Here is an 11385-nt window from a genome sequence, read left to right on the forward strand (position 1 = left end):
CCCGCGCCGAGCAGCTCGGCGAGCGTCTCCACCTCGGCCCGCGCCCCGGCCGCGCCCTGGCCGACCAGGATCGCCACCTTGTCGCCGGTGTTCAGGACCTCCGCCGCGCGCCGCACCGCGTCGTCCGAGGGCACCGCCGTCCACGCGCTGCGGTCCAGGCTGGACGGCACCATCTTGAAGTCGTGCGTCGGCGGCGAGTACTCCAGCTCCTGCACGTCGCCGGGGATGATGACCGCCGTCGGGCAGCGGCGCGCGTACGCGGTGCGGATCGCCCGGTCCAGCACGTTCGGCAGCTGCTCCGGCACCGTCACCGTCTCCACGAACTCGGAGGCGACGTCCTTGAACAGCGTGTGCAGGTCGACCTCCTGCTGGTAGGAGCCGCCCATCGCGGTGCGGTGCGTCTGGCCGACGATCGCCAGCACCGGCACATGGTCCAGTTTGGCGTCGTACAGGCCGTTGAGCAGGTGGATCGCGCCCGGCCCCGACGTCGCCGCGCACACACCGAGACGGCCGCTGAACTTGGCGTAGCCGACGGCCTGGAGCGCGGACATCTCCTCGTGCCGGGACTGGATGAAGCGGGGCCGGTTCTCCGCCCGCCCCCAGGCGGCGAGCAGCCCGTTGATGCCGTCGCCGGGATAGCCGAAGACGTGCTCCACACCCCACTCGCGCAGCCGTTCGAGGACATGGTCGGAGACGAGGGTGCTCATCCGAAGTACCTCCCGGTTGACGTGGCCGTTGGATGCCGGCCGTTGGATGCCGAGTCACCGCCGGGGTGGGGAGGAAACGCCGCCGGGTGTTTCCCCGTGCCCCGGGCCACCGGCCACCACGGGCGGCCTCACCCCGTTGGCCGGGCGGTTCCACGCGAATGGCGGCGGGCCGCGAGCGGCAGGCGCGGGCAGCGGATGTGATGGCTGGGTGTCCGTCGTCGTTGCGGGGAGTCCTGGTCGTGCGTCGTGCCCTTCGTGCCGTGTCCGTAGTCGTCCTGGCCGGTGTCCTGGCGGGCGGAGCCGCCTCCGCGGCCCTCGCCGAACCGGCCGCCGAGGTCGGCCCCGCCCAGGCGGAGCCCGGCGGGAGCGTCACCGTCTCGGTGACGTGCGACCCCGTCGGCGGATCGCCGCCCGCCACCCTGGAGGCCGCCTCGCAGGCCTTCGAGGACGGGCTTGCCGAACTGAGCCTGGTCGGCGGGCAGGACGGCAAGACGTCCGGACCGGCCTACCGGGGCACCGCCACGATCGTCCTCCCGGAGGACTCCGGGGCCGGTGAGGCGCACGCCGGCGGCGAGGACTCCGCGTGGACCGTCGACGGCACCTGTCCGGCCGCGCACGGCGAAGAGGGAAAACCGTGGAGCGCGACGTTCACCGTCGCCCGGGGCGGCGGACAAGGCCAAGGCACCCAAGGCGGCCACAGCGCGTCCGCCTCGCCGGCTCAGGGCGGCGGACAAGGCCACGGCCTCCAAGGCGGCCACAGCGCGTCCCCCTGCCCCGACCCGAAGGACACCGGCTGCGGCACGGCGGTGGTCCAGCGCGGCGTGCGGGCCGGAGAAGGCGGCGCGTTCGGCGTGTCCGTGCCCGCACTGGTGCTCGGGGGACTGCTGATCGCGGGCGCCCTCGGGGCCGCCGCGCACCGGCTGTACGGCCGGGTCTCCGGCGCCGACGGCTGACCCGGCGTCCCGCGGGGTAGGCGGAAGCGCGGAAGGACGATCCGCTCCCGTACGCCCCATCCGCACCGGGGATCCAGCCGGGAGCACCCGGAACACACCGGCCACGGACCAGGGAGCACCCCACGAGCGACCACGACGGAACGGCGATGCACCCCGCGACACGGGAGGACACCGACGGCCCGGCCCTCCCGAGGACGGGAACGGGAGACGACACCGACACCCATCGGGGGGCGGCACCGCACGACGGCCACCGCCGGGCACCCCGGCACGACCGCCAGGGGGCGGCGACCCGGCAGGACGTGCCGGCGGCGGCCGGACGGCACGACGCCCGCGCGGAGGCGACACGGCACGACGCCCACGGCAGCGCGGAGGACCCCATGCCCCGGACGGACCACGAGGATCACGGCCCCGTCCGCTACGGTCCGCCCACGCCCGAGGACGGGCTGCCCGTCCTGCCCGAACTGGCCGCAGTGCTCGCCGCGGCGGCACACCGCGGCGGCGGCGAGCCGACCGGCGGCGGCCCGGCCCTGCTGGAGGCCGGCTGCGGCTACTGGGCACGGCGGGGACTGACCACCACGCCGGAGCACGCGGTGGCCGCACCCGGCGCGCCCGCCGTACTGCTCGCGCTGACCGCCGCGCTCGGCGGCGACGTCCTGGTGCCCCGGCCCTGCGCCGCCTGGTGGGCGCCGTACGCGCGGCTGCTGGGCCGTCCCGTCTTCCATGTGCCGACGCCGGCCGAGTGCGGCGGCGTACCCGACCCGTACGCCCTGCTGGAGACCGTGCGCCGGGTGCGCGCCGAGGGCGGCGACCCGCGGCTGCTGGTGCTGTCCGTCGCCGACGACCCGACCGCCACGGTCGTGCCCCCCGAGCTGCTGCACGAGACCGTCGAGGCCGCCGAGGGGGAAGGGCTGCACCTCGTCAGCGACGAGACGTGGCGCGACACCCTGCACGACCCGCACGACACCGTGCTGCTGAGCCCCGCCGAGATGCTGCCCGAGCGGGTCACCGTGGTCACCGACCTGGCCGGCGCGCTGCTGCCGCCCGGCTGGCCGGCCGCCCTCGCCCGTTTCCCCGCCGGGCCCGCGGGCGACGGTCTCCGCGCGCGCGTGCTCGACGTCCTCACCGCGCTCGGCGCCCGGATCGCCGGGCCGGTCGCCGCCGCCGCGGCCTACGCCCTCGCCGAACCGGAACCGGTCACCGCGCGGATCACCGCCTCCGTCCGGCTGCACGCGCGCCTGGCCGACGCCGTGCACCGCGCGGTGGTCGCCGCGGGCGCGCTCGCCCTGCCACCGCGCGCCGGCCGCCATCTGTACGTCGACCTCGGGCCGCTCAAGGCCGGTCTCGCCGCGCACGGCGTGACCGACGCACAGGAACTGGAGGACTTCCTCTCCGCCCGGCTCGGCATGCCCGCGCCCGGCGGCCACCGCTTCGGCGACGACCTGGGTGCGCTGCGGGTGCGGCTCGCCACCGGCGCCCTGCTGGGCGGCTCGGACGCGGAACGCGAGGAGTGCCTGCGCTCACCGGCGCCCCTGGAGCTGCCGCATCCGAACCGCTCGGTGATCACCCTGAGGTCGGTCCTCGACGGCCTCCGCGACGACGCTCAGCGATGGGAGTCTCCTCGATGACGCAGCAGTCCGAGTCGACCACGAGCCCGACGGCCCGCGACACCGCCGACCCGGTCGCCGTCCCGTCCGTGGACACCCCTGCCGCGGTCGCCGTCCCGTCCGTCGACATCCCTGACCTGGCCGCCGTCCCGTCCGTGGACACCCCTGACCTGGCCGCCGTCCCGTCCGTGGACACCCCTGCCCCGGTCGCCGTCCCGTCCGTGGACACCCCTGCCCCGGTCGCCGTTCCGTCCGTGGACATCCCTGACCTGGCCGCCGTCCCACCCGCCGTCCCACCCCTCGCGGAACCCGTCGAGCCGGCCTTCCCGCCGCTCGCCGAGCCGCGCCCGCCGGGGGAGCGCAGAGTCTGGCCGCGCACCTTCCACGACCGGCTGACCGCCCCGCTGCCCGGCATCAAGGCGCTCGCCCGCTTCGCCCGCGAGGGCGCGGTCCGGCCCGGCAAGGAGGGCCTGGCCGACATCCGCCGGCTGCCGTACGAACCCGGCCCGCTGCCCCGCGTGGACACCCGCACCGTGGCCGTCACCTGGGCCGGGCACGCCAGCTGGGTGGTGCGCATCGGCGGGCTCACCGTGCTCACCGACCCGGTCTGGTCCCGCCGCATCCTCGGCACCCCTGCGCGGATCACCCCCGTCGGCGTGCCCTGGAGCGCGCTGCCCCGCGTGGACGCGGTCGTCATCAGCCACAACCACTACGACCACCTGGACGCCCCGACGCTGCGCAGGCTCCCGCGCGAGACACCCGTCTTCGTCCCGGCCGGGCTGGGCCGCTGGTTCCGCCGCCGGCGCTTCACCACCGTCACCGAGCTGGACTGGTGGGAGGCCTCCGAACTGGACGGCGTGCGGTTCGACTTCGTGCCCGCCCACCACTGGTCCAAGCGCACCCTGACCGACACCTGCCGCTCCCTGTGGGGCGGCTGGGTGCTCACCGCGCCCGACGGCCGGCGTGTCTACTTCGCCGGCGACACCGCCTACGGCCACTGGTTCTCCCGGATCGGCCGCCGCTTCCCCGGCATCGACCTCGCCCTGCTGCCCATCGGGGCGTACGACCCCCGCTGGTGGCTCAGCGACGTCCACTGCGACCCGGAGGAGGCGGTCCGCGCCGCGCAGGACCTCGGGGCCCGCCGGATGGCCCCCATGCACTGGGCGACCTTCGTCCTCTCCGCCGAGCCGGTCCTGGAACCCCTGACCCGGGTCCGCACCGCCTGGAAGAAAGCGGGCCTGGACCGGGCGGACCTGTGGGACCTGCCGGTGGGGGGTTCACGCGTCCTGCCGTAGGTCCACCGAGCCGGCGAGAGGGAGAACGGACTCGGCCCGCCGGGCGCGGCAAGGCGGAACGGCCCCGGAGCGGGCGTGCCTCGGGACGCCACGGCAGTCAGCTCGCCTCACGCCCGGCCGCACCCGGCCCAGGGGGGCTCCCCCGCGTCGCCCCGCCGGCCCGCGGCCGGCGCCACCCGGCCGTGAGGGATGGCCCTCGCAGCCCCCGGCTAAGCAGCCGAAGACCTCCGCACCCGGCGCCATGCGCTCGGCACCAGACTGATCAGTACCGTCAGGGCGACCGCCGCGACCACGCCCTCCCAGGGCTCGGGGAAGAGGGAACCGCCGAGGATGCCGATGAGCTGGTACGTGACCGCCCAGGCCAGGCAGGCGGGCAGGTTGCCGCGGGCGAAGCGGCGCAGCGGCCACTCGGCGACCAGGCAGGCCAGCATCACCGGCAGCCGCCCGGCCGGCACCAGCCGGGACAGCACCAGCACGGCCACCCCGTGACCGGCCAGCTTCTCCTGGGCCTGCGCCAGCCGGTCCTCCGGCGCGCGTGCCCGGATCGCCCCGAGCCACCGGGAACCGTTCTTCGACTTCATCCCGCGCCGCCCCAGCCAGTACAGCGCGAGGTCCCCGCAGAACGCGGCCAGCGACGCGGTCACGAACACCAGCGCCAGCGAGAACGGCGCGGTCCGATGGAACGCCACCACCGCCGCACCGCTGACCAGCGCCCCGGTCGGCACCACCGGAACCAGCGCCCCGACCAGCACCAGCAGGAACAGCGTGGGGTAGCCGATCGCCTGCTGGGTGGTCTCGGGCGGCACGGTCGACGCGGCCCCCAGCCAGCTCACCGCGCGACCTCCGGCCGCACGCTCTCGCCGTGCCGGAGCAGGTGCACCGCCACCCCGGGGGCCCGCTCGGCGGCCAGCCGGACGAACTCCTCGCCGGGTGCGTGGAACTCGTGCGGGCGCACGGCGTCCATCCCGATCGGCCAGTACGTGCCGTAGTGCACCGGGACCGCGCTGCGCGGCGCGAGCCGGGCCAGCGCCTGCGCCGCCCGGCCCGCGTCCAGGTGCCCCTCGCCGAGGTACGGCCCCCAGCCGCCCACCGGCAGCAGTGCCACGTCGACCGGCCCGACCTCCTCGGCCATCGAGTCGAACAGTCCGGTGTCCCCGGCGAAGTAGGTCCGCGCCTCGCCCTCCACGACATAGCCGAGCGCGGGGCAGCGGTGCGGGCCGAGCGGCAGCCGCCGCCCGTCGTGCCGCGCCGGCACGGCACGGATCACCAGATCGCCGGCCTTCACCTGGTCACCGGGCGCCACTTCCGTGACCCGCAGCCGAGTGAGCCGGCGCAGCCCGGGCACCGCACGGAGTGCGCCCCGGGGCACGAGCAGGCGCGTGCCCGGTGCGAGCCGCGCCAGCGACGGTATGTGCAGGTGGTCGGCGTGCAGATGGGAGACCACCGCGACGTCCGCGCGCGACGCCTCCGGCGGCGGGAGCGCCCCGCGCCGGCGCCGCAGATGCGCGAGCCGGCGTGCGAACAGGGGATCGGTGAGCACCCGTACGTCCGAATCCTCGACCGTGCAGGTGGCGTGACCCCACCAGGTGACCTCCACCGGCACTTCTTTGCCTCCTTCACGCGACTCCCCGAAGCCTACGGGCAGGAGTAGGGTCTGCGGCGAAACCCTGAGGTGAGGGGGACGGCATGGGAGAAGGCCCCGGGCCGGTGCGCGTCACGGCGATCGCCAGTCTGACGCCGCTCGAGGAACTGGAGATCGATCCCTTCCTGGTGGACTCCCGCGGCCAGCACGCGATGTGCTCGCGCTGGGCCGCCGAGCACGGCTATGTCGTCACCCGAGAGCTGCTGGTGCGCGGGCTGCGCCCGGACCACTGTCTGCTGTGGGACGGGGTCCGGCCAGGCCGCGACGTGTTCGTCGCGCCCAGCCGCCGGGTACTGGAGAGCGCCCTGGCGGACGTGGAGGCGTTCGCCGCCGAGTGCGCGCGGCGCGGGGTGCGGGTGGAGACCGTGGGCCGGGCGGAGCCGTACTACGACGCGCAGATGAAGGCGCGGGTGCACCGCAGGCTCTCGATGCCGACGGCCGGCTACGACGGCCGGTAGCGCACCGCGGACGCCCGCCGCCGAGGCCGGACCGGACGGCCCCTGACGTGCGGGACGGCCCCTGATGCGGGGGACGGCCCCGTCGAGGCGATGTGACACGCTGGGAGCCGGGCCCGTGCCGATCACGGGCGGGGACGTGAGGTGTGCGGAGCGTGCGTGCGGGGCGTTGGCGGGGCATCGCGAGTCAGGTCGGGCGCAGCGTAGCGGTCTGGGCGGTCAGCACGCTCACGCTGCTGATCCTCGCCGGCCTGCTGCCCGACTTCCGGCTGCGGTCGGCGGACGGCGACAGCGCCACCGACATCGCCGTCACCGCCGCGTTCGGGGCGGGCGCCTTCGGCCTGCTGTCGGCCCTGGTGTGGCCGCTGCTCGTACGCCTCCTGCTGCTGGTGCCCGCGCTCGTCCTCGGCCTGCTGGTGTTCGCGCTCAACGGGGCGCTGCTGCTGCTCGCGCTGCGCCTGGACCCGGGGGAGCGGGGCGCCGCCGCACCGGAGACCGCGGTGGTGGTGGCCGCCGTGATGTCCGCGGTCGCCTCCGCCACCGGCGCCGCCCTCGCGGTGCGCGACGACGACGCCTACCGCCGCCGCCTCTACCGGCTGGCCGACCGCCGCCGGCGCCGGCTGCCGCCCGGCCCGGCCACCCCGGGGACCCTCTTCCTGCAGCTCGACGGCGTCGGCCACGACGTGCTCGTGGACGCCGTCGGCAAGGGCCTGATGCCGACCGTCGCCCGCTGGCTGGGCACCGGCGACGAGCCCGGCACCGCCCGTCCCAGCCACCGCCTCACCCCCTGGCGCACCGACTGGTCCAGCCAGACGGGCGCCAGCCAGCTGGGCATCCTGCACGGCAGCACCTTCGACGTGCCCGCCTTCCGCTGGTACGAGAAGGACACCCAGGAGGTGATGGTCAGCAACCGTCCGACCAGCGCCGCCGAACTCCAGCGCCGCGCCGTCGCCCGCACCGGAGACGGCGGACTGCTCACCTTCGACGGCGCGAGCCGCGGCAACCTGTTCGGCGGCGGCGCGGACGAGCAGGCCCTGGTGCTGTCCATCGCCACCCGGCGGCGCAGCCGCGAGAACCGCTCGCGGGCCGGTTACTTCGCCTACTTCTCCGACCCGGCCAACGCCGTGCGCACCGCCCTGTCGTTCGTCGCCGAGGTGGGCCGCGAGATCGGCCAGTCCACCCGGTCCCGGTTCCGCAAGGAGCGCCCGCGGGTCTCCCGCGGCGGCCTCTACCCGTTCATCCGGGCCTTCGCGACCGTCGTCGAACGCGATGTGGTGGTGGCCGCGGTCATGGGCGACATGCTCGCCGGACGCACCGCGATCTACGCCGACCTGGTCGCCTACGACGAGGTCGCCCACCACTCCGGACCGTTCAGCCGGGACGCCGAGAAGGTGCTCCAGCGGCTGGACCGGGCGCTCGCGCTGATCGAGAAGGTCGCCGAGCACGCGCCCCGGCCGTACCGGGTCGTGGTCCTCTCCGACCACGGGCAGAGCCCCGGCGAAACCTTCCGCGCCCGCTACGGCCTCAGCCTCGGTGATCTGGTGCGGGCCGGCTGCGGGCTGCCCGTGCCGCGCCGGGCGCGGCGCACCCACAGCGGCGCCGAGGCCCGCGCCGCGGTCCGGGCGGCGCTGCGCATCCCGGTCGAGGAGGACGCCGAGCGGCACCGCCCGGGCCGCCGCTCGGAGCCGATCGTGCTGGCCTCCGGCAATCTCGGGCTGATCTCGTTCCCGGACGTGCCGCACCGGATGAGCAAGGAGGAGATCGACGCCCGCCACCCGGCGCTGCTGTCCACCCTCGCCAACCATCCCGGCATCGGGTTCCTGCTGGTGCGCAGCGAGCGGCACGGCGGGGTGGTGCTCGGCGCGTACGGCACGGAGATCCCGGTGGACGAGCTCGACGACCGCCCCGGCCCGCTCGCCGCGTTCGGTCCGGGCGCCGCGGCGGCGGTGCGCCGTGCCCACACCTTCCCGCATGCCGCCGACATCATGGTCAACTCCTTCCACGACCCGGCCGACGGGGAGGTCCTCGCCTTCGAGGAGCAGATCGGCTCCCACGGCGGCCTCGGCGGCGCCCAGAGCAGGCCGTTCCTGCTGTTCCCGCTCGCCCTGTCCGCGCCCGTGGCGGACGGCGAGGAGATCGCCGGCGCGGAGCACGTCCACCGGGTGCTGCGCCGCTGGCTGCGGGAGGCGGACGGTCCCCAGGTTCCGGTGGACCAGGTTCCGGTGGACCAGGTCGCGGCGGGCCGGGCCCCGACGGACCAGGTACCGGTGGGGCGGATTCCGGTTGACCGGACGGCGGTGGACGATTCCCGGTCCGAGGCCCCCGGCGACGCACCTTTTGCGGCGCCGGACCCCACCGCGCAGGACAAAACCGTGTGATTTGTCGCGACTCGAACCCGTGCCCGACCATGGGCGGTCGTCCGGCGATCCCGGGCACCAGCACGACGAGAGGCGCACCACCCCATGCACGACACCGGAACCGTCCCGGCTCCGGCCCCGCAGGCGACCGCACCCCGGCCCGCCGCGGCACCCGAGAAGCACACCCGGCGCTTCGGACTCCCGGTCGCCACCGCCCTGGTCATGGGCAACATCATCGGCGGCGGCATCTTCCTGCTCCCGGCCGCCGTGGCCCCCTTCGGCACCGTCAGCCTGGTCGCCTTCGCCGTCCTGACCGCCGGCGCGATCGCCCTGGCCCTGGTCTTCGGACGGCTCGCCCACCGCGACCCGCGCACCGGCGGCCCCTACGTCTACGCCCGGGAGGCCTTCGGCGACTTCGCGGGCTTCCTCGCCGCCTGGGCGTACTGGATCACCACCTGGGTCTCCAACGCGGCGCTCGCCGTGGCCGCCGTCGGCTACCTCGACGTGCTGATCCCGGTGAACGACCACGCGTGGACCGCGTGCCTGGCCGCCCTCGTCATCCAGTGGCTGCCCGCCCTGTCGAACTTCGCCGGCAGCCGGTACGTCGGCGCCGTCCAGCTCGTCTCCACGGTGCTCAAGTTCGCACCGCTGCTGCTCGTCGCGGTCGGCGGGCTGTTCTTCTTCGACCCGGACAACCTCGGCCCGTTCAACGCGAGCGGCGACAGCGCCCTCGGCGCGGTCTCCGCGTCCGCCGCGATCCTGCTCTTCTCCTACCTGGGCGTGGAGTCCGCCGCCGTCAGCGCCGGCGAGGTCCGCGACCCGCGCCGCAACGTCGGCCGCGCCACCGTCATCGGCACCCTCGGCGCCGCCCTCGTCTACCTGCTCGGCACCTTCTCGGTGTTCGGCACCGTCGCCCACGACGAGCTGGTCGGCTCCACGGCCCCCTTCTCCGACGCGGTGAACGCCATGTTCGGCGGCTCCTGGGGCGGCTGGGCCGTGGCGCTGGCCGCACTGGTGTCGATGACCGGCTGCCTCAACGGCTGGACCCTGCTCAGCGCCCAGACGCCGTACGCGGCCGCCCGGGACGGCCTGTTCCCGGCGGCGTTCGCCCGCAAGCGGCGCGGCGTGCCCACCGTCGGCGTCGGTGTCACCGTCGTCCTCGCATCCCTGCTGACCGTCTACAACTACACGGCGGGCTCCGCCCGGGTCTTCGAGATCCTGGTCCTCGTCACCACCTTCACGGCGACCGTGCCCTACCTGCTGGCCACCGCCGCGCAGCTCTTCCACCTGGCCCGCGGCGAGCACGAGAAGGTGAACCGGGCGCGGCTGGTGCGCGACGCGGTGCTCGCCGCGCTCGCCTTCGGCTTCTCCCTGTGGCTGGTCGCGGGCGCCGGATACGCGGCCGTCTACCAGGGCGTGCTGTTCCTCTTCGCGGGCGTGCCGGTCTACGCCTGGCTGGCGGGCCGGCGCGGGCGCACAGCCACCTGAACACGGCGCCGACGGCGGCGACTTCCCCGTGCCGTGCGCCGGAGTGTGATCGGATGGTGTCCGTCACCCCGGATCGGGACCAGAACCGGGACGCTACGAAAGGAATGACCGTGGCCACCACGCGCTCCGCACACACTGTCTGGGAAGGCAACCTGCTCGAGGGCAACGGAGTCGTCACCTTCGACTCGTCCGGTGCCATCAACGAGCAGCCGGTGACGTGGGCTGCCCGCACCCAGGAGCCGGGCGGGAAGACCAGCCCGGAGGAGCTGATCGCCGCCGCCCACGCCAGCTGCTTCTCGATGGCGTTCTCGCACGCCCTCGCCCAGGCCGGCACCCCGCCCACCAAGCTGGTCACCTCCGCGGACGTCACCTTCCAGCCGGGTGAGGGCATCACCGGCATCCACCTCACCGTCGAGGGCACGGTGCCGGGCCTGGACGACGACGCGTTCGTCGCCGCAGCGGAGGACGCCAAGGTCAACTGCCCCGTCAGTCAGGCGCTGAAGGCGGTGCCGATCACGCTCTCGGCGAAGCTCGCCTGACGTTCCCTGCGGTTTCCCGCATCCGCCGTGCAGGCCGTCCCCGCCGCGGGGACGGCCTGCACGGCGCTTCACGCGGTTCACGGACGCCGCACGGGGGTATCGACGCCCTGCGCCGAGGGGGAGAGGGCCGGCGATGGCGGCGGGAACATCCAGCAGTACGGCGGTGCTCGACTCCGCCACCCGGGAACGCGGCCGCCTGCTCGTGCTGTTCAGCCTGGCCGGCCGGATCCACCCGCGCGACGACACGCACGGACCGCTCGCCGACCGGTTCGACTTCGGCCGCTTCACCCCGCACCTGGTGGCCGGCGCCGCCACACTGCCGGTGCCGGCCACCAGGTGCGGGGT

The 11385-nt window shown here is 75.3% G+C and carries 10 protein-coding genes and 1 pseudogene; 8 read left to right on the plus strand and 3 right to left on the minus strand.

Features of this window, described 5'->3' with window-relative positions; all coding sequences use genetic code 11:
- Positions 1–707: thiamine pyrophosphate-binding protein (locus CCN42_RS04180; protein WP_245877137.1), on the minus strand; the 707-nt coding region annotated here is incomplete at its 3' end.
- A 260-nt stretch (positions 708–967) separates the two neighbouring features.
- Between CCN42_RS04180 and CCN42_RS04185 the strand changes: the two genes are divergently transcribed.
- The 3 genes from CCN42_RS04185 to CCN42_RS04195 all read left to right on the plus strand — a co-directional run bounded on the left by CCN42_RS04185 (position 968) and on the right by CCN42_RS04195 (position 4559).
- Positions 968–1660 carry a hypothetical protein gene (locus CCN42_RS04185; RefSeq protein ID WP_339384441.1) on the plus strand — a complete coding sequence of 231 codons (693 nt, stop codon included), beginning with the start codon at positions 968–970 and terminating at the stop codon, positions 1658–1660.
- Positions 1661–2037: 377 nt separating this feature from the next.
- Positions 2038–3285: an aminotransferase class I/II-fold pyridoxal phosphate-dependent enzyme gene (locus tag CCN42_RS04190; RefSeq protein WP_086733124.1), complete on the plus strand. Its 1248-nt coding sequence runs from the start codon at positions 2038–2040 to the stop codon at positions 3283–3285.
- The gene (locus tag CCN42_RS04195; RefSeq protein ID WP_245877138.1) at positions 3282–4559 is read left to right on the plus strand and encodes an MBL fold metallo-hydrolase; all 1278 of its coding nucleotides are present in this window, start codon (positions 3282–3284) and stop codon (positions 4557–4559) included. The genes CCN42_RS04190 and CCN42_RS04195 overlap by 4 nt, the downstream gene beginning before the upstream one ends.
- A gap of 209 nt (positions 4560–4768) precedes the next feature.
- Here CCN42_RS04195 and CCN42_RS04200 read toward each other — a convergent pair whose 3' ends face one another.
- A complete protein-coding gene (locus CCN42_RS04200; protein WP_086733120.1) occupies positions 4769–5392 on the minus strand; it encodes a DedA family protein in 624 nt (207 codons plus the stop codon).
- Entirely contained in the window at positions 5389–6162 is a 774-nt protein-coding gene (locus CCN42_RS04205) for an MBL fold metallo-hydrolase (RefSeq protein ID WP_086733121.1), read from the minus strand. The genes CCN42_RS04200 and CCN42_RS04205 overlap by 4 nt, the downstream gene beginning before the upstream one ends.
- 83 nt (positions 6163–6245) lie before the next feature.
- Here CCN42_RS04205 and CCN42_RS04210 point away from each other — a divergent pair, with 83 nt between their 5' ends.
- The 5 genes and pseudogenes from CCN42_RS04210 to CCN42_RS04230 all read left to right on the plus strand — a co-directional run.
- Positions 6246–6659 carry a hypothetical protein gene (locus CCN42_RS04210; RefSeq protein WP_086733122.1) on the plus strand — a complete coding sequence of 138 codons (414 nt, stop codon included), beginning with the start codon at positions 6246–6248 and terminating at the stop codon, positions 6657–6659.
- A 152-nt stretch (positions 6660–6811) separates the two neighbouring features.
- Positions 6812–9034, plus strand: a complete 2223-nt coding sequence (locus tag CCN42_RS04215) for a phage holin family protein (RefSeq protein ID WP_245877139.1) — start codon at positions 6812–6814, stop codon at positions 9032–9034.
- An 84-nt stretch (positions 9035–9118) separates the two neighbouring features.
- Positions 9119–10501, plus strand: a complete 1383-nt coding sequence (locus CCN42_RS04220; RefSeq protein WP_086170008.1) for an amino acid permease — start codon at positions 9119–9121, stop codon at positions 10499–10501.
- A gap of 110 nt (positions 10502–10611) precedes the next feature.
- Positions 10612–11040, plus strand: coding sequence for an OsmC family protein (locus tag CCN42_RS04225; protein ID WP_086733126.1), 429 nt, complete (start codon positions 10612–10614; stop codon positions 11038–11040).
- Positions 11041–11173: 133 nt separating this feature from the next.
- Positions 11174–11385 (plus strand): annotated as a pseudogene (locus CCN42_RS04230) (hypothetical protein); the annotation flags it as partial.

Source organism: Streptomyces glaucescens, from assembly GCF_002154375.1.
In the GTDB taxonomy this organism is placed as follows: domain Bacteria; phylum Actinomycetota; class Actinomycetes; order Streptomycetales; family Streptomycetaceae; genus Streptomyces; species Streptomyces glaucescens.